Below are 18,246 nucleotides of genomic sequence, written 5' to 3'. Positions count from 1 at the left end.
TTTTTTTTTTTTTTTTTCTTTTTTTTTTGCCCTTTCCCTCCCTTTTTCCCCCCCCACCGCCAACGTTTAGTGCAGCCGCTAACTTGAATAGATGCCCGCCTGCAAAAATGCGGAGGCATCGTCATGTCAGGCTCTGCAGAAATGGGGGCAAGGCCCCATGTGAAGTGCCTTGCGTGCTCGTTGAGCCGGCTTTGCCTGCCCGCCAGCCTCAGTGCCGACGAAGTGGACAAGCTGGAGCGGATTGTCCGACGTAACCGGCCGTTGAAGCGGGGTGAGTACCTGTTCAAGGCCAATGAACCCATGGAGCACGTATTTGCCTTGCGCTCCGGGGCGATCAAGAATTTTTTGCTCGATGCCGAGGGCACCGAGCGGGTAAGCGGCTTTCTCCTGCCGGGGGAAATGCTCGGGCTGGACGCTATTGGTGCCAGTCATTACCGAAGCTATGCCATCGCCCTGGAACTCTCGCTGGTCTGCTCGATCAGGCTGGATCAGCTGGTGGATCTGTCCGGCCAGATTCCGGGGCTGCGCTTCCAGTTGCTGCACATGCTCAGCCTGGGGATCCAAGGCAAGGACGAGCACCTGCGCTGCTGCCACGGGCGTGCCGATCAGCGGCTGGCGATCTTTTTGCTGGGTATGTCGGCGCGCTACCAGGCACGCGGGCTGCGGGCAGAAATGTTCACCCTGCCCATGTCCCGTGGTGATATCGCCAACTACCTGGACCTCACGCTGGAAACGGTCAGCCGACTGTTCAGCCGCTTCGTCCATGCAGGTTTCATGCAGTGCGCCGGGCGTGAGGTCAGGCTCACCGACATGCAAGGGTTGGTCAACCTGACTCACCTGGAGGAGCCAACTTGAGCGCGACAAGCAGCTGGTCATAGCGTTGCACCGGCCAGTGTTCGGGGGCGTGCCCCACCCCGATCCGGCGTGGCACATGGTCCGTACGTATCCAGATGCGCTGCGGGGCCACGCCTGTTTGCCAGCACAGCCGGGCTACCTGGCGCGCCACCTGTGGCGGTGCGCAACAGTACACGGTGTCCGGGTCAAAGGTGGTCAGTAAGCGCTGGATTTGCCAGCCGCCACTGCTGTTACTGTCACGCGGCACTGGCGACAGCGCCGCCAGCCAGGCTTGACACTCGCCTGGCAGCAGTTCGGCGGCAATGCCGTCATGTAACAGCTGTACGTGTACCCAGGGCAGCCAGCAGCGAATCTCATCCAGCGCACCCAGCAAGGGCAGCAGGCCGTCGGCGCGGCTGATGGCCAGCAATCGTGTGCTTTGCAAGGGCAGCGGCCAGGCGCTGCCAAGCGGCCCGGAATAGTCGAACAGTTCCCCCCTCCGACCCAATGGCTGTGCATTCTGAAGGCTGACGATAAATTGCCCGGCGACGCCAGGCAGGGTCACGTAGCTGCATGGCCAGCACTCGCTACCACGGCCTAGCATGCAGTACTGGCCTGCCATTGGTTCGCTGCTCGGCTGGCGGCAAAGGGCCAGGCGCACGAACTGCTGGATGCCTGGGCCCGGCAACGTTTGCAGCAAGCGGACACTGGCACCGCCATCCTGATCCATGGCTGCCTCGCATTGTAATCATGTTGCTGATGTCAGCTTAGGCCGTGGCCATTGGGGCATTTTGACCAGGATCAAACCAGCTGGCGCCAGTGCGCCGCGCGGTTGACAAAGGTCAAACGGGGGGCTGCCCCAAGGCACATGCTCGTGGCGTCTCCCTGGGAGGCATTACTCATTCTAGGAGGTCGCCATGTCAGAAGTTGCCAAGAAAGTGCCTGTTACCCCGGTCGCCACCCAGCCCGCCAAAGCTTCGCCGCCCAGCGTCGAGCCCTCGGAGCTGTGGCGACCCTTCCAGCAATTGCGCCGTCAGATCGACAGCCTGTTCGAGGATTTTGGAAGGCGGCCGATGCGCCTGCCGTTCAGCCACACACCGTTCGATGTCGAACCTTTCTGGCGGCGAGACCTGTTCACCCATGGCATGCCGGCCATGGACATCAGCGAGCTGGCCGAGGAATACCGCATCAGTGCCGAGTTGCCTGGTGTGGACGACAAGGACATCGAGATCAAGCTTATCAATGGCAATCTGGTGATCCGCGGCGAGAAACAGGAAGAAGCGGAGGAAAAACGCAAGGAATATCACTTGTCCGAGCGCCATTACGGCAGCTTCGAACGGGTTTTCCAGCTGCCCCGTGAAGTCGACGCCGAGAAGATCAACGCCCAGTTCAACAAGGGCGTGCTGCAGGTGCACCTGCCCAAACGCGCCGAAGCCATCCATCCGGAAAAGGTGATTCCGATCAAGAGCGGAAAATGATCACCCATCCTCACTGCAACGAGGAGCAAGGAGGCTCCTTCTGTGGAGGTAGAACATGATGTCCATTGGCAAATACTGCAACCGGGACGTGGTCACCGCCCCCCCCGGTATTTCCATCTATGCCGCGGCGCGCATGATGAATCAGTACCATGTCGGCGATCTGGTGCTGGCCGAGCATGTCGACCGCGAGCGTTGTCGGCCCATTGGCCTGATCACCGATCGCGACCTGGCGTTGCGGATCATTGCGCGTAACCCGCCGGATCAGGAGGACCTGCAAGCGGTCGATGTGCTGCCCCGGCCTCTGATCACCGCGAACCAGAACGAGGACCTGTTCGATGTCATCCTCAATATGCGCCGCGCCAATATCCGACGCATTCCTGTCGTCGATGATTTCGGCCTGCTGGTCGGAATTGCCACGGCGGACGACCTGGTGGGGCTGCTGTCGGACCACCTGCATGAACTGTCACTGCTGATCCGTCAACAGAGCCGGCGGGAAGAAGATCTTCGCGGCGAGGACCTTTGAGCGCCCGTGCTCGATGACGAAAGGAGGCTGGCATGAGTGATTTCCCCGGTACTGAAGAACTCGAAAACCTGGACGCTTATTGGCGTGCGGCAAACTACCTCACCGTTGGCCAGATCTATCTGCAGGGTAATGCCTTGTTGACCAGGCCATTGACCTTGGCCGATGTCAAACCGCGGTTGCTGGGCCACTGGGGGACTTCGCCGGGGCTCAACCTGATCTATACCCATCTGAACCGGTTGATTCGCCAGTACAGCCTCAATGTGCTGTTCGTTACGGGGCCTGGCCACGGCGGCCCTGCGCTGGTCGCTCAAGCGTACCTCGACGGTACCTACACCGAGCTCAATCCATCGGTCGAGCGCAACGCCCATGGAATGGCCCGGCTCTTTCGGCAGTTTTCCTGGCCTTATGGCATTGGCAGCCATGTCGGCCCCCATGTGCCTGGTTCGATTCACGAAGGGGGTGAACTGGGCTATTCGCTGGCCCATGCGTACGGTGCTGCGCTGGACAATCCGCAACTGATCGTGGCGTGCGTCATTGGTGATGGTGAAGCCGAAACCGGGCCTCTGGCCGCCAGCTGGCATTGCAACAAGTTCCTCAACCCCGCCCGCGACGGCGCGGTGCTGCCCATCCTGCATCTGAACGGCTACAAAATCGCCAACCCCAGCGTGCTGTCGATGATCAGCGAGGAGGAACTGACCAGCCTCATGTATGGCTATGGTTACGATCCCTATTTTGTCGAAGGTGACGAGCCCATGGACGTCCATCGCGCGTTGGCCAGGACGCTGGAGGTCATCTACCAGAAGATCAGCCAGATCCAGCGCCTGGCGCGGCATGCCGAAGACCCGCAGGTGGTCGACAGGCCATTGTGGCCGGTGCTGATTCTCCGTACCCCCAAAGGGTGGACGGGGCCCAGGTACGTAGATGGGCAACGCGTCGAGGGCACCTGGCGGTCCCATCAGTTGCCGTTGGCGGACCTTGGCAAACCGCCACACCTGATGCAGTTGCAACAATGGCTGGAAAGCTACCGTCCCCACGAACTTTTTGACGCACAGGGCACGTTGCTGCCTGAGCTGGCCGCGCTGACCCCGACTGGTCGCCGACGCATGAGCGCTAACCCGCATGCCAATGGCGGTCTTTTGTTGCGGGCACTGGACTTGCCGCCCTACGCCGATTACTGCGTGCCGATGCCGGGCCCGGGCCAGGTGCGGGCCGAGGCGACCAGAGTGTTGGGCGGGTATGTGCGCGATGTCATGAAGAACAGCCTTGCGTCGCAGAACTTCCGCCTGTTCGGCCCTGACGAAACCGCGTCCAACCGCCTGGATGCGGTGTTCGAGGTTGCCGACAAGGTGTGGCTGGATGCTCAGGCCAGCGATGATGGACACCTTTCGGCACAGGGGCGGGTCATGGAGATCCTCAGTGAGCACATCTGCGAAGGCTGGCTGGAGGGTTATCTGCTGACGGGCCGCCATGGCCTGTTTTCCTGCTACGAAGCCTTCATCCATATCGTCGATTCGATGATCAACCAACATGCCAAATGGCTCAAGACAGCTGCCGAGGTACCGTGGCGCAAGCCGATCGCCTCGTTGAACATCCTCCTGACTTCGCATGTCTGGCGGCAAGACCATAATGGTTTCTCACACCAGGACCCAGGCTTGCTCGACTTGTTGGCAAACAAGAAGGCCAATCTCGCGCGGATCTATCTGCCACCCGACGCCAACTGCCTGTTATCGGTGGCTGAGCATTGCCTGCGCAGCCGCGGGTACATCAATGTGATCGTTGCCGGCAAGCAGATGGAGTGGCAATGGCTCGATAGCGAAGCGGCCACCGTGCATTGCCAATCGGGTATCGGGCGCTGGGGCTGGGCCTGCCACGATGACGAGATGCCCGAGGTGGTGCTGGCCTGCGCGGGCGATGTGCCGACACTGGAGGTGCTGGCGGCGGTTACGCTGCTGCAGGAGCAGGCTCCAGACGTGCGCGTGAGGGTGGTGAATGTGGTTGACCTCATGGCGCTGCAACTGTCACAACAGCACCCTCACGGGCTGTCCGACAGCGACTTCAATGGGCTGTTCACCGAAGATCGTCCGGTCATCTTCGCCTTCCACGGCTACCCGGCGTTGATCCATCGCCTGATTTACAAGCGCGCCAATGCGCAACGGTTTCATGTGCGGGGCTTTCGCGAAGAGGGCGCAACCACCACGCCGTTCGACATGGCGGTCATCAACAACCTGGACCGCTACCAGCTGCTGCTCGATGTGTTCGAGCGCGTGCCACGCTTGCAGCCCCAGCTCGAAAAGGCCCGCGCCCGCTATTGGGCAACGATGGAGAGACACAAGCTCTACCTCATCGAACATGGCGAAGACATGCCTGAAGTTGCGCAATGGCGTTGGGTTTCACCCCCAGGTGCCTGACCCAGCCTTACTTGGCCTTCCAGTACTTCTGCATTTCCAGGAACAGGAAGGACGCGGTCCAGGTGATCAGCACCAGGCCCGTCAACGCCTGCAGGCCGGTGAGGTACTTCAGGTGGCCGGTGGGCGCGATGTCACCGAAACCTATCGTTGTATAGGTGGTGAAGGAAAAGTACACGCAGTCGAGGAAACTCCCGTCGAAATTGCCGCTGAGCGTGCCCCAGCCTGGGGCATGCGCCATCAGGTAATAGGCCAGGGCAAAGCACCACACCTCCATAGCGTGCGCCAGCAGTGCGCCGAATACACCCGCCACGATGCGAAAACGGCTCCAGACTTTGAGCTGTGGTAGCCAGTCATTCAGGCGCAGCAGGCATTCGTAGTGAATGATCACCACCAGGATCACCACCAGCATGTTGATCAGTGTCACGGAGAGCATGGCGGGTACCCTGGCCAGGATTGACGGTTCATTTGTTGACATCGACCAACACATAGGTGGTGGGCTCATTGGCCTGCGGTTGTAACGCCGGGAATTCTTCGGGGGTGATGGTTTCCTTGGCCAGCAACAGATGCGCGCCTGCGTCCAAGTCGTTGCGGCGCTGCTCCAGCAAAGCCCGCGCCCGGCCATAGGCTTCTTCGAGCAAGCCGCGGACAGCGAGGTCGATCTCGCGCGCAGTTTGCTCCGAGTAGTCCTTGCGCTCCTGGCGCAACACCGAATCGCCCAGATAGCCGGCTTGCTGGCGCTCCAGTACCGCCTGGCCCAGCGCCGAGCTCATGCCGAAGCGGGTGATCAGCTGTCGGGCGATGTCGGTGGCGCGCCCCAGATCATCGGCGGCGCCCGTGGAAATCTGGCCGAACGCCAGGTGTTCGGCGGCGCGCCCGGCCATCAGCACGACGAGCCGGTCGCGCAGCATCTGGGTGCTGATCAGGTAACGGTCATCGGTCGGCCGTTGCAGGGTGTAACCCAGCGAGCCGGCGGCGCGGGGAATGATCGAAACCTTGTGTACCGGGTCCATTGCCGGCAGGCTGCTGGCGGCCAGGGCATGGCCCATTTCGTGGTACGCCACCACCTGCCGCTCGTCGCTGCGCAGCACGCTGCCTTTGCGCTCGACACCGGCCACCAGCCGTTCGATCGCTGCCGTGAAGTCCTTCAGCTCGACCCACTGGCTGGTCCGCCGGGTGGCGACGATGGCGGCTTCATTGACCAGATTGGCCAGGTCGGCGCCGGTCAGGCCCGGGGTGAGTTCGGCAATCCGCTCGCAATCGAGGTCGTTCTTGTAGATGATCTTGTGCAGGTGCACTTTCAGGATCGCCAGGCGGCCTTTGCGGTCGGGCCGATCGATGAGGATCTGCCGGTCGAAGCGCCCGGCGCGCAGCAGTGCCGGGTCCAGCACTTCAGGCCGGTTGGTCGCGGCCAGCAGTACCACGCCTTCGCGCGGGTCGAAGCCGTCGAGTTCGGCCAGCAATTGATTGAGGGTCTGTTCTTTCTCGTCATTGCCACCAAAGCTGCCGATGCCACGCATCTTGCCCAAGGCATCCAGCTCATCGATAAAGATGATGCAAGGGGCCGCCTGGCGAGCCTGGTCGAACAGGTCACGTACCCGCGCGGCACCCACGCCGACGAACATCTCGACGAACTCCGAGCCTGAAATCGAGAAAAACGGCACTGCCGCTTCCCCGGCAATGGCCTTGGCGACCAAGGTCTTGCCGGTACCGGGCGGGCCGACCAGCAACGTGCCTTTGGGCACATGGGCACCCAGGCGTGCGTACCAGGCTTTGTCCTTGAGAAAAGCGACGATTTCCGTCAGTTCGTCCTTGACGTCATCGATGCCCGCGACATCGGCGAAGGTGACCTTGGTGTCTTTTTCGGCGTAGACCCGCGCCCGCGACTTGCCCACGCCCATCAACCCGCCCAGGCCCTGTTTCTGCCCCAGGCCATGAAAGAGGAAGTACCACAGCACCAGCATCATCAGCAGCGGCATGAACCAGCCGACCACGGTCGCCAGGGTGCTGTCCTCGACAACACCCGTGAATGCCACGCCCGAGCGACCCAATTGTTCGCTCAGGGCCGGGTCGACGCGCACCGTGGAAAATACCGAGTGCCCATCGATGGGCTCTTGCAACCGGCCCAGGATACGCTCGCGTTCGACATGCAGGTCGCTGACCTTCTGCTGCTCCAGCAACTGCAGGAACTGGCTGTAAGGGATGGCCTGCACGGCCGGCTGGCTGAACAGGCCGAACTGCACGGCCGCCAGCACGGCCAGCCCGACTGCCAGAAAATACAGCTTCCACGGCTGATCCTTGTTCATGGCCATCCCTCCCTTTGTTTGCGCGGGCTAGGCGATCAACAGGTAGTCTTCGACCTTGCTCACGCCTGGCACCGACCAGGCCGCACGTTCGACCACTTCGCGCTCGCGCAGCAAGTGGACCTTGCCTTCGAGCTTGACGACGCCACCATTGACCGTGACGCGGATGCCTTCGGCCTGGATTTCGGCGCTACGCTTGAGGGCATCTTCGATATGGCGCTTGATGTCGACGGCATCGGCGCGGGCCTTGAGGGTGATGCGGTTTTGCACCCCGACCACACCCGACAGGCGCCAGACCGCCTGTTCGATCACTTCCTTCTGGTATTGCCAGTCGATCTGGCCCTCCAGGGTCACGTGCCCTTTCTGGACGGTGACCTTGATGCCCTCGACGTTGGCATCCGAGCTCCAGGCGATGATTTTCAAGGCGCGGCTGGCAATCGTGTCATCCGCCGTACCTTCAAGTCTGTTCAGCCGAACCTCAATTTCTTCGGCCAGGCCGCGCACGCCTTTCATGGCTTTGACGGTGCGCTCGGCGCTGACCTTCTGGGCGTAGCTGTTGACGTGCCCGGAGAGGGTGACCACACCGTCTTGCACCGTCACGCCGATGCTGGCGGCATTGATATCGGGTTTGAATTCCAGCTCTTCGAGTACAAGGTCTCGCAGGTCAAGGTCGTTCATGATGGGCTCCGTTTGCAGATCTAGAGGTGGGGCGCAAGTGCCCTGCGTCCTTGTTTCTACTCCTGCACCGAGCGAGGCGATTGATAAAGGTCAAACTCGGCGAACAGACGCTGCGCGGTTGACAAATGTCAGGCCGATGCGGGTGCCGCTACCGATACTCAGGGTGTCTTGGCACCCACGAGGGTATGCACATGCAACGCTATCTGCTGTTGGGGTGGGCAAGCCTGCTGCTGGTAAGTGCTTCAGGCTGCAGCCCATGGCGCACCGCGGAATACGACGCACGCCTGGAGTCGGCAGAGAACAACGCTGCCACCGCCCGCTTGCGCGCCGACCAGGTGTGCTATCGCATCGACCTGGTCGAGCAGACTGCCAACGAGGCCCTGCGCCGGGCGACCCAGGCTGAGGACCAGGTGCAGCAACTGAAGCTGCAGCAGGCCAGGCGCAAGTAGCCACCATGTCACGCCGATGGCTCGACCCTGTCCTGTTGTTGGTCTGCGTGCTGAGCTTGCTCAGTGGCGGCCTGGCCTATGTGGCGCAGTTCCCGGGTGTGGCAGCGCTGACCTGGGCGGCTGGCAGTGCCGTGATGGCCGTGGTGTTGGCGGTGGAAATGGCCAGGCGCCTGGTCAGAGGCGAGGCGGGCATCGATCTGATCGCGCTGCTGTCGATAGGCGCGGCATTGGCCCTGGAGCAGATGCTGGTGGCCCCTGTGGTCGCGCTGATGCTGGCTACTGGCCGCGCACTGGAAAGCTTCAGCCTGCGCCATGCCGAACGGGAACTGCGCGCGCTGATCGACCGTGCGCCACAGCGTGCGTGGGTCCAGGAGCAGGACGGGCTGCGTGAGGTGGCGGTGGAGCAGGTCAGGCCTGGCCACACCGTGCTGGTGCGCCTGGGTGAGATCGTGCCGGTGGACGGGCGGCTGCTCAGTGCCCAGGCGACCCTGGACGAAGCAGCGTTGACCGGGGAGCCGTTGCCAGTCACCCGCCATACGGGTGAACCGGTAGCCAGCGGGGTGACCAATGCCGGCCCACCGTTGTTGCTGCAGGCCACGCACGCTGCGGCACAAAGCACCTATGCCGGCATCGTGCGGCTGGCCGAATCGGCCCGGCAGTCGCGCGCACCGTTCATGCGCCTGGCCGATCGCTATGCGTTGGCGTTCATTCCGCTGACGTTGCTGGTCGCTGGCCTGGCCTGGTGGGTCAGCGGCGACGTACAACGTGTGCTGGCGGTGCTGGTGGTCGCTACACCGTGCCCACTGATACTGGCGGTGCCAATCGCCATCCTGTCGGGCATCTCGCGAGCGGCGCGACGCAACATCCTCGTGCGTGACGGTGAGGTGCTGGAAGCGCTTGCCGGGGTCCGCCAGGTGTTTCTCGACAAGACCGGCACCTTGACCAGCGGCCATGCCCAGCTGCAATCCATCGAACTCAAAGGGGAGGGCACGCCACTGCGGATGCTGCAACTGGCCGCGTCGCTGGCCCAGGCGTCCGCGCATCCGATCGCCATGGCCATCGTCAACGCCGCCCACGCGCGGGCGTTGACGCTGGACGCGCCGGAGCAGGTACAGGAAAGCCCAGGCCAAGGGCTTGTCGGCCGTGTCCAGGGCAAAGCGGTGCGCCTGGGTGCGCTGGCTTACGTGCAGCCCGGCGAAGCTTCGGACCCCTGGGCCCAGGCGCACTTGCAGCAGCTGGACTATCTGGCCTGCAGCGGCAGTTTCGTGGCCGTGGACGGTGAATTGAAAGCCGTGTTGCGCCTGGCCGATGCTGTGCGTTGCGAGATACCTCAGACCCTGCGTCGGCTGCGGGCGCGAGGCATTGAAAAGGTCGTCATGCTCACGGGTGACCGACTGCAAACAGCCGAAAGCATCGCGTTGACGGCGGGCATCGATGAGCTTCGATACGGTCTCTCACCCGAGGACAAGGTTCGACTGGTGCAAGAGGGCTGCCGCACTGGCCCCACACTGATGGTCGGGGATGGCATCAATGATGCACCGGCACTGGCGGCCGCCGATGTCGGCGTCGCCATGGGCGTCTGCGGCGTGAGCGCCTCGGCGCAGGCCGCCGGGGTGGTCTTGCTGGTGGACCGGCTGGACCGGTTGATCGAGGCGCTGGACATCGCCCGGCATGCCGTGGGCATCGCCCGTCAGGGTGTCTGGGTGGGCATGAGCCTGTCGTTGCTGGCCATGCTGGTCGCCGCCGCAGGCTATTTGCCAGCGATAACGGGTGCCGTGCTGCAGGAAGGCATCGACCTGCTTGTCATCGTCAACGCCTTGCGTGCCTTGGGCCCTCTGACGGGGGACGGCCATCATGGCCTGCCGGTCGCGAATTTGCAGAGCATGCAGGACGAACACCGGCAACTCGACGGCCTGTTGGCCGAGCTGAGCCAGATGGCCCGGGATTTTTCCACGCGGCCCGTCGATCAGGCGCGAACGGACCTGAACCGCTTCATTGTGCCGCTGCATGACCTGCTGGAGCGGCACGAACGTGATGACGAACGCCGTTTGTACCCGCTGTTGAGCCGCTACATGGGCGGCGAGGATCCCCTTTCGGCGCTGAGCCATACCCACCGGGAAATGTTCCGGCTGATCCAGCTGCTGACACGCATGAGCCAGGATTTCGCCAACGGTTCAGCCAGCCCGAGCGCCGATGACATCCAGCAGCAGCTCATTCGCCTGGATACCCTGGCGAAACTGCATTTCGACCAGGAAGAGGCGTTGTACCGCTATCTGGACAGGCGTTGAGCAATGCGCCCGGCTCAGGCAACGGGCTTGCGGCTGCAGGCCAGGCGTTCGGCGACCACGGCGCTGGTGTCGATGATGCCCAGCAATTCCCGGCAGTGCTCAGGTACGCGAAACGGGGCAATACTGTCGGCGACCAGGATACGTTCGAACAGACCGCTGTCGAACAGCCATCCCTCGGTGGTGAAAAGCCCGTGGGTGGCCGCGCCAAACAGCCGGCACGCTCCGGCCTGATGGCTTGCCTGTGCGGCACGCAGCAGCGTCTGCCCGGTGCTGATCATGTCATCGAACAGCACGGCAACGCAGCCGGCCACATCGCCCACCAGCAGTTTCCCGCTAAGCCCTGCCTGCTGGCGGTGCTTTCCCATCAGCGCAGTGCCAACCGGGCGGGCCAGCAGGTGCGCCAGGCACTGACGAAATTGCTCGGCGCGCTTGATGCCGCCGGTGTCTGGCGACACCACCGTGATCGCCTGTTCGCCGAGCAGCGGCGCCAGCCGTTGGGCAAACAGCGGTGCACACGACAGGTTCCAGGCCGGTATCCGGTAAGCGTTGTCGAACGCACCGGGGTTGTGCACGTCCAGTGCCACGATCCGGTCGATGCCGCAGCTTTCCATCAGGCGGGCAACATGGCGCGTGATGGTTGCGTCCTGGACTTCCACCTTGCGGTCCTTGCGGCCATAACACAGATAGGGTGTCACCACGGTGACCTGGGTGGCACCGGCATCCTTGATCGCCCCGCAGAAAAACAGCAGCCGGCACAGCTTGTCGTGGGCACTGTGGCGGGTGTCGCCGTACAGCGAATGGATCACGATGGTGTCCCGCCCGTCGACCTCGGCAGTCGGCCAGCACTTGTGCTCGCCGTCCTCGTAGTCACGTTCCTCATGGGGCGACAAGACCTGGCCGAGTCGGTGCGCTACCTCGTTGCCATAGCCCTGGCTACCCTGCAAGGCAAACACCAAGGGAGATGCAGGCTTCATGCGTGGACCGCCAGAATGCTGGAATGAACCTTGTACAGGGTCTGTTCGGTGGTACTGCCGATCACCTTGGCCAGCCCTTCGTGGTACAGCGTGCCCATGACGACCACCTCGAAGCCATGCTGATTGGCGTAGTCACTGATAACGCTACGCGCTGCGCCTCGCAGCACGTGCAGGTGATTTGGCTTGATGCCGTAGTGGCTGGCGAATGTGCTCAGGCGCTCCCGCGCCCGGACGGTCACTTCCTCGATCCGTTCATCCGTCCAGGCAACGGGTGCGGCGGCATAGGCGACGAAGCTGGCGCTGGGCTCCCAGGCCTGCAGCAGATGCACTTGCGCCCCGCAGCAGCGCGCAAGCAGCTGCGCGGCTTGGAGGATACGTTCGTTCACTTTGCGGATGGCCGGATCATCCTCGACCAGGTTCACGGCAGCCAGGATCCGCGCTGGCAGCGCGGCATCCGCCTGGGCCACCAGGTGCAGAGGGATGGGGCAGCGACGCAGCAACTGCCAGTCCAGTGGTGTGAGCAGGGCACGGCTGACAAGGGTTTCGTGGCGAATGTCTTTTATCAGCATCTCTACCCGGTGCAATTGCGCCAGGCGGATCAGGTCCTTGAGCGGGTCCTCGTCATCCAGCGTTTCGGCATAGGCGGCAATGCCCAGCTCGCCAAGCGTCTTCACCTGTTCTTGCAGCCATGCCTTGCGGTGTTCGGCGTCCTGCTTGCGCGCGTTGCTGCGCAGCACCTGGTCCAGGGTTGCCAGGCGTGATGGCAGCTGGCTCATCACCACCAGGTGCAACGTCGCGCCCGTCGCCTTGGCCAATGCTTGCGCCCGCGCCAGGGCGGGCGAGGGGTGCAGGTCCGGGTGGCAGATCAACAGCAGTCGCCTCAGGGCATTCATGGTGGCCTCCACAGCGATGGCCGCCTCGTAGGCGGCTTACCGGTACAGGCCAAGGGTGGCGCGATGGCGGCTCGGGGCCTTGATTTTTATCAAGAACCGGCCAGCGCACGCTTCGATAATGACAGTCGCAGGCAACCCTACAACTGTGCCGAGAGGTGGCCGATGAACCCGTATCGCCGGATCCTGCTGATCATGACCGAGGTCCAGGCCAGTGCCGCGCTGTCCCGGGCGATGGCACTGGCTGCAACCTCAGGTGCTAGCTTGCACGTGCTGGGCATCCACGAACCTGCCGAGCTGCGGCTGCGCCATGAATTGCAGGAGCCTGCCTTGCCCTCGGCGGGCTTCGTGCACTTCAGCGCAGGGCTCAAGGCGTTGCTCGATGAACAGCCAGCCGTTGGCACGCGCCCAGGTTTCGAGGCCTTGGAAACCTTCAGTCCGCGTGATCTGGTCTCAGGTTACATTGCCCGTTACGCACCTGACCTGGTAATCAAAGACTGCCCAGGCTGCGCGCTGTTCGACCAAGTGGCGCAGACCTCGCTTGACCAGGCGCTGTTGCATGCAAGCGCGGCACCGTTGATGTTCGTGCCGGCTGACGCTCCGGCTTTGCCTGGCAACGTGCTGGTGGCGGTGGATGTCGCCAGCCCGTCGACGCAGAAGGACGCCCTCAACCATGAGTTGCTCGCGGCGGGGCAGCAACTGGCGGCTCAATGCCGGGGGCAACTTCACGTGCTCTCGGCCTACGACCTGCCGGTCGCCATGTCGGCCAATCCTGACCTGGCCGGCCCCTGGGCCGACGAAGTCCGTGAGTCGCTGCAGTTACCGTTCGACGCCCTCGCCAATGCCCATGGCATCCCCCGCGCGCAGCGCTTTTTCAGTGAGGGCGCGCCCTTGCGGGTGATCAAGTCGCATATCGTCAGGTTGCAGATCGATGTGGTGGTGGTCGGCGTGGTGCAGGCCAGGGGCTGGGCCAGGCTGATCGGCGATACCCCCGAACGACTGGTGAGCCATGCGCCGTGCAGCATCCTGGCCATCAGGCCTGCGCTTGCACTGTCCGGGCAGTGATTAACGGTGTTGTTCAAGGGGCGTGGCCATGTATCAGAACCTGGCTGTTCTGGCCGCCTTGCTGGTGCTGTATGCCAGCCTGGCCGGTGCATTTGAATCCAAGCCGGTCAACGGGCCGCTGGTGTTCCTGCTGGCAGGCCTGCTGGCTGGACCGTCCGGGCTCGGCTTGCTGAACCTGGCGCTGGACCGCCACGACCTTCGGTTGCTGGCCGAACTGACCCTTGCCATCGTGTTGTTCACCGATGCTGCCAACCTTGATCCAGGCCAGTTGCGCCATCATCGCGGCCTGCCGCTGCGTCTGTTGCTGATCGGGCTGCCGTTGACCTTGATCGCGGGCTGCCTGGCTGCCTGGCTGCTGTTCCCGCAAATGCCCTGGCTGGAAATGGCGCTGTTGTCGACCATCCTGGCGCCCACCGATGCCGCCCTCGGCAAGGCTGTGGTCAGCAACCCGGAGGTTCCCAGCGACGTGCGTGAATGCCTGAATGTGGAAAGTGGGTTGAATGATGGCATTTGCGTGCCAATCCTGCTGTTGCTGCTGGCGTTGTCGGTTGAACTCCATTCCACGCTGCCTTTCGCCCTGGCCGGCTATTTCTTTCTGGAGGAGTTGGGTATCGGTGCCCTCACGGGGGCAGTGCTGGCCCTGTTGGTGGGCGTGTTATTGCGTATTTCGCAACGACATTGCCTGCAGATCGATGCCTGGCAGCAACTGGTGATGCCGGCGTTGGCACTGCTGAGTTTTGCCGCCGCCCAGGCAATGGGCGGTAGCGGCTTTATCGCCGCCTTCTGCGCTGGGCTGCTGACCAGTTATCTGTTCAGGCAGGAAGCCCGGCCCTTGCTCGAAACCTGCGAATCGTGCAGCGAAGCGCTGTCGCTGCTGACTTGGGTGGTTTTTGGCGCCTACGTAGCGCCCAAGGCTTCGCAGATACTTTCGCCTTCGGTATGGTTCTACGCGTTGTTGAGCCTGTCGCTGGTGCGCATGCTGCCTGTATGGGTCAGCCTGGCTGGGACCACCCTGTCTGCCGAAAGCCGTCTGTTCATCGGTTGGTTTGGGCCCCGCGGGCTGGCCTCGATCGTGTTCGCCACGCTGATTCTGGATTCGCCTTTGCAGGAGCGTGGCACGATTATCGCCGCCTCGATTGCCTGCGTTTTGCTCAGCGTGATCCTGCACGGTGTGAGCGCAGGCTCCTGGTCCGCCCGGCTGGGGCGCGTGCCTTGACCTTGAGCGCGTGGCACACGCGTCGTATTCCTTGAGGAGTTGAGCATGAACGATTTTACCCCTTGGTCGGCGCTGGCTGGCGGCGCCATTATCGGCCTGGCTGCGGGGCTGTTCGCCGTGGCCAATGGGCGCATCGCCGGTATCAGCGGCCTGATCGGATCACTGTTGCAGCGTGGCGGAGAAGGGCGTGGCGAGAAAGCGTCGTTCCTGCTGGGGATCCTCGCCGCGCCGCTGCTGTGGCAGCTGTTTTCGACGCTGCCGCCGGTGCATTTCACCACCTCGGCCTGGGTGCTCATGGCGGCCGGGTTGCTGGTAGGCATCGGCACACGCTATGGCGCAGGCTGCACCAGCGGCCACGGTGTGTGCGGCCTGTCGCGGTTGTCGCCGCGCTCGGCGGTGGCAACGCTGTGTTTCATGGCGGCCGGTTTTGCCACCGTTTTCGTGGTTCGACATCTTTATGCAGGGGCATGAAATGACCCGGATCAGCGCATTTATCGCGGGGTTACTGTTTGGTATGGGGTTGTTGCTGTCCGGCATGGCGAACCCGGTCAAGGTCCTGGGGTTTCTCGACCTCGCCGGGCAGTGGGACCCGTCGCTGGCGCTGGTCATGGTGGGCGCCATCGCTGCTGCACTGCTGCCCATGGCCTGGGCACGTCGGCAGGATGTGGCCTTGCTCGGCGGCGTGATGCAGTTGCCTGCACGGCGAGACATTGACCGTCGGCTCGTCGGTGGCAGCCTGGTCTTCGGTGTCGGCTGGGGGCTTGCCGGGGTTTGCCCGGGCCCGGCGCTGGTGCTGCTGGCCGGTGGTTTTTGGCAAGGCTGGCTGTTCGTGGCTTCGATGCTGGCGGGCATGGCATTGTTCAATGGCCTGGAAGCGTTGCGCAAAAGCCGCCAGGGGTAAAAAGGACCACGACCAGGCCGCCAGCGTTTGTGCGTCCATCTTCAGATTCCCTTCAGATTCACCCCGGATACTTGCCCCTGACCAACCCAGTCGGGGGGACATTCATGACTCAAATCCTGTGGAGCAGCCTGCTCCCACTACCCATCGGCACCCATGCTGACCACCACGCCCATTTGTCCCTGCACCTGCAGGACGATCAGGATCGTGGCGAGCTGGAGCATTTCATTCATCAGTGCTTTGCCGACGTGCACCATGCCGACGTCCACCATTATCTGCCGGAGTTATTGGCCCTGCGGGACAGTCATGGGCGGCTGATGGCTGCAGCCGGAATGCGCCCAGCCAGCAGCGGGCCATTGTTTCTCGAGCATTATCTGGATGAGCCCCTGGAAAGCGCGATTTCCAGGCTGGCGGGCGTGACGCTGGGGCGCGATTACATGGTCGAGGTGGGCAACCTGGCCTCCCTCAGCGCTGGCAGCGCCCGGATCATGATCACGACGGTAACCTGGCTGCTCGCCACACGAGGGCTACGATGGGTGGCCTTCACCGGCGCCTCGACGCTGATCAATAGCTTCCAGCGCCTGGGCCTGGTGCCGACGGTGGTGGCACAGGCCGATCCCGCCCGCCTGGACGAAACGGCGCAGCGTTGGGGGCACTATTACGATCAGCATCCGCACGTGTACGTCGGCGATATCCGCCACGGTTTCGATCGCCTGGAGGCGGCAGGTGTGTTCCGCCGCCTGGGGCTGCCGGCGCTGAACGAGGAGGCCGGCCATGCCGCATGAACTGGAACGCTTCAAGCAATTGCTGCTTGCCCTTGGCCGTGAGCGCAGCGACGACCTGGCCGTGGAAGGCGCCAATGCGCGGTTCACCTACAAGCAATTGCTCGCCGAGGTCTGGCTGCGCGCCGAGTCCTTGAGCGAGCAATGCGCCGGCGTGTTGGTTCTGGCGCTGGACAACGGCCCCGAGCTGCTGTTCTGGGACTTGGCGGCCTTGGTCTCGGGGCGAGCCTGCGTGATCGTGCCAACGTTCTTCAGTGTGGCGCAGGTGCACCACTGCGTCGAACAGTGCGGCGCCAGCCTGGTCCTTTGCCAAGGTGCCTGGGAGGGCGTGTTCAGCCAGCTGGGCTTCGTGCAGCAGGATGCCTTCTGGACCCGCGACCAGGCAGCACCGGTGGTACTGCCTGACGGCACCGCCAAGGTCACCTACACCTCCGGCAGCACGGGCACGCCCAAAGGTGTATGCCTGAGCGCCGATGCCATGCTGCGCGTCGCCCATGAACTGGAGCTGGCCAGCCGGCCTACCGAGCCCAAGCGGTACCTGGCCGTTCTACCGCTGGGCGTATTGTTGGAAAACCTCGGTGTCTACGCCGCACTGATGGCAGGGGCCAGCGTGATGCTCTACCCACAGGCGCAACTGGGCATAGGTGGCGCCAGCCAGGTCGATTTCAAGCGCTTGCTCGGGGCTATTGCCTTGAGCGGCGCGCAGAGCCTGATCCTGGTGCCGCAGCTTTTGATGGGCCTGGTCACGGCGATCGAGCGTGGCTGGATGCAGGTAGGCCCATTGCGCTTCGTCGCAGTCGGCGGAGCACGGGTATCGCCCGCCCTGCTGGCGCGAGCCGAGGCCATCGGGTTGCCGGTTTTCGAAGGCTATGGGTTGTCGGAGTGTGCGTCGGTGGTGGCGCTCAACCGTCCGGGGGCGATGCGCCGTGGCAGCGTCGGCCGGCCATTGCCCCACGTTCAGGTGCGCATCGCCGAGGATGGCGAGGTACTGGTCATGGGCGCTGTGCTGCTTGGTTACCTGGGCGAACCACCAGCCTCGTCCGACTGGTGGGCCACGGGTGATCTGGGTTACTTCGATGACGACGGTTACCTGTACTTGAATGGGCGCAAGAAACACCAGTTCATCACCAGCTTCGGGCGCAATGTCAACCCCGAATGGGTGGAAGCCGAGTTGACCCAAAGCGGTGTGATCGCCCAGGCGTTCGTACATGGCGAAGGGCTGCCGGGCAACCTGGCCTTGCTTTGGCCGCTGGATCCAGCGGCTACCGATGAGGACATCGAGTTGGCCGTGCAGCGCAGCAATGCAACCTTGCCCGACTACGCCAGGGTACATGCCTGGCGGCGTCTGCCTGGCCCGTTGACGGCCGCCGAACAGACCCTTACTGCCAATGGCCGCCCGCGACGCGAGGCGATCCTGCAGCGTTACCACACCTTGTTGTCCGACATCCCGTTGTGAGGTCCGC

General features: G+C 63.2%; 18 protein-coding genes. 12 read left to right on the top strand and 6 right to left on the bottom strand.

Annotated features, from left to right (window positions below):
• The first annotated feature begins 123 nt into the window (after positions 1–123).
• The gene (fnrB, locus tag ACLEJU_RS11500; RefSeq protein WP_435422183.1) at positions 124–855 is read left to right on the top strand and encodes a Crp/Fnr family transcriptional regulator FnrB; all 732 of its coding nucleotides are present in this window, start codon (positions 124–126) and stop codon (positions 853–855) included.
• On the opposite strand, the gene ACLEJU_RS11495 is transcribed toward fnrB, so the two are convergent.
• Positions 824–1,564: a hypothetical protein gene (locus ACLEJU_RS11495; protein ID WP_435422184.1), complete on the bottom strand. Its 741-nt coding sequence runs from the start codon at positions 1,562–1,564 to the stop codon at positions 824–826. The genes fnrB and ACLEJU_RS11495 overlap by 32 nt on opposite strands.
• Before the next feature lie 187 nt (positions 1,565–1,751).
• On the opposite strand from ACLEJU_RS11495, the gene ACLEJU_RS11490 reads away from it, so the two are divergent.
• Genes ACLEJU_RS11490 through ACLEJU_RS11480 form a run of 3 tightly spaced genes read left to right on the top strand, consistent with a single transcriptional unit; the run spans position 1,752 to position 5,243 of the window.
• Entirely contained in the window at positions 1,752–2,312 is a 561-nt protein-coding gene (locus tag ACLEJU_RS11490; protein WP_435422185.1) for an Hsp20/alpha crystallin family protein, read from the top strand.
• 55 nt (positions 2,313–2,367) lie between these two features.
• Positions 2,368–2,835 carry a CBS domain-containing protein gene (locus tag ACLEJU_RS11485; RefSeq protein WP_027917279.1) on the top strand — a complete coding sequence of 156 codons (468 nt, stop codon included), beginning with the start codon at positions 2,368–2,370 and terminating at the stop codon, positions 2,833–2,835.
• Positions 2,836–2,867: 32 nt separating this feature from the next.
• Positions 2,868–5,243, top strand: coding sequence for a phosphoketolase family protein (locus ACLEJU_RS11480; RefSeq protein WP_435422186.1), 2,376 nt, complete (start codon positions 2,868–2,870; stop codon positions 5,241–5,243).
• A gap of 7 nt (positions 5,244–5,250) precedes the next feature.
• Here ACLEJU_RS11480 and ACLEJU_RS11475 read toward each other — a convergent pair whose 3' ends face one another.
• Genes ACLEJU_RS11475 through ACLEJU_RS11465 form a run of 3 tightly spaced genes read right to left on the bottom strand, consistent with a single transcriptional unit; the run spans position 5,251 to position 8,221 of the window.
• Positions 5,251–5,676, bottom strand: a complete 426-nt coding sequence (locus ACLEJU_RS11475; RefSeq protein WP_435422187.1) for a potassium channel family protein — start codon at positions 5,674–5,676, stop codon at positions 5,251–5,253.
• Positions 5,677–5,704: 28 nt separating this feature from the next.
• Positions 5,705–7,546: an ATP-dependent zinc metalloprotease FtsH gene (gene ftsH / locus ACLEJU_RS11470; RefSeq protein WP_435422188.1), complete on the bottom strand. Its 1,842-nt coding sequence runs from the start codon at positions 7,544–7,546 to the stop codon at positions 5,705–5,707.
• Between the two features lie 27 nt (positions 7,547–7,573).
• Positions 7,574–8,221, bottom strand: coding sequence for a BON domain-containing protein (locus ACLEJU_RS11465; RefSeq protein WP_435422189.1), 648 nt, complete (start codon positions 8,219–8,221; stop codon positions 7,574–7,576).
• Positions 8,222–8,412: 191 nt separating this feature from the next.
• On the opposite strand from ACLEJU_RS11465, the gene ACLEJU_RS11460 reads away from it, so the two are divergent.
• Together ACLEJU_RS11460 and ACLEJU_RS11455 are read left to right on the top strand one after the other, a co-directional pair.
• Positions 8,413–8,670 (top strand): outer membrane lipoprotein OprI, encoded by a 258-nt coding sequence (locus ACLEJU_RS11460; protein WP_435422190.1) that lies wholly within the window; start codon positions 8,413–8,415, stop codon positions 8,668–8,670.
• Positions 8,671–8,675: 5 nt separating this feature from the next.
• Positions 8,676–10,958 (top strand): heavy metal translocating P-type ATPase, encoded by a 2,283-nt coding sequence (locus ACLEJU_RS11455; RefSeq protein ID WP_435422191.1) that lies wholly within the window; start codon positions 8,676–8,678, stop codon positions 10,956–10,958.
• Positions 10,959–10,972: 14 nt separating this feature from the next.
• Here the strand turns inward: ACLEJU_RS11455 and ACLEJU_RS11450 are convergent, their stop codons facing one another.
• Complete coding sequence (locus ACLEJU_RS11450; RefSeq protein WP_435422192.1) at positions 10,973–11,932, bottom strand: ribose-phosphate diphosphokinase; 960 nt, start codon at positions 11,930–11,932, stop codon at positions 10,973–10,975.
• Entirely contained in the window at positions 11,929–12,825 is an 897-nt protein-coding gene (locus ACLEJU_RS11445) for a universal stress protein (protein ID WP_435422193.1), read from the bottom strand. The genes ACLEJU_RS11450 and ACLEJU_RS11445 overlap by 4 nt, the downstream gene beginning before the upstream one ends.
• Before the next feature lie 162 nt (positions 12,826–12,987).
• On the opposite strand from ACLEJU_RS11445, the gene ACLEJU_RS11440 reads away from it, so the two are divergent.
• The 6 genes from ACLEJU_RS11440 to ACLEJU_RS11415 all read left to right on the top strand — a co-directional run bounded on the left by ACLEJU_RS11440 (position 12,988) and on the right by ACLEJU_RS11415 (position 18,239).
• Positions 12,988–13,887, top strand: a complete 900-nt coding sequence (locus tag ACLEJU_RS11440) for a universal stress protein (RefSeq protein ID WP_435422194.1) — start codon at positions 12,988–12,990, stop codon at positions 13,885–13,887.
• A gap of 28 nt (positions 13,888–13,915) precedes the next feature.
• Entirely contained in the window at positions 13,916–15,103 is a 1,188-nt protein-coding gene (locus tag ACLEJU_RS11435) for a cation:proton antiporter domain-containing protein (RefSeq protein WP_435422195.1), read from the top strand.
• Positions 15,104–15,148: 45 nt separating this feature from the next.
• Positions 15,149–15,574, top strand: coding sequence for a YeeE/YedE family protein (locus ACLEJU_RS11430; RefSeq protein ID WP_435422196.1), 426 nt, complete (start codon positions 15,149–15,151; stop codon positions 15,572–15,574).
• 1 nt (position 15,575) lies between these two features.
• The gene (locus ACLEJU_RS11425; protein WP_435422197.1) at positions 15,576–16,004 is read left to right on the top strand and encodes a DUF6691 family protein; all 429 of its coding nucleotides are present in this window, start codon (positions 15,576–15,578) and stop codon (positions 16,002–16,004) included.
• Between the two features lie 104 nt (positions 16,005–16,108).
• Positions 16,109–16,786 (top strand): thermostable hemolysin, encoded by a 678-nt coding sequence (locus tag ACLEJU_RS11420; RefSeq protein WP_435422198.1) that lies wholly within the window; start codon positions 16,109–16,111, stop codon positions 16,784–16,786.
• Positions 16,776–18,239: an AMP-binding protein gene (locus ACLEJU_RS11415; RefSeq protein ID WP_435422199.1), complete on the top strand. Its 1,464-nt coding sequence runs from the start codon at positions 16,776–16,778 to the stop codon at positions 18,237–18,239. Before ACLEJU_RS11420 ends, ACLEJU_RS11415 begins: the two co-directional genes overlap by 11 nt.
• Positions 18,240–18,246: the final 7 nt, after the last annotated feature.

Origin of the sequence: Pseudomonas sp. SMN11, assembly GCF_052041945.1 — a bacterium.
Taxonomy (GTDB): domain Bacteria; phylum Pseudomonadota; class Gammaproteobacteria; order Pseudomonadales; family Pseudomonadaceae; genus Aquipseudomonas.
The sequence above is the reverse complement of the archived record's forward strand: the minus strand, read 5'-3'. Positions and strand labels throughout refer to the sequence as shown.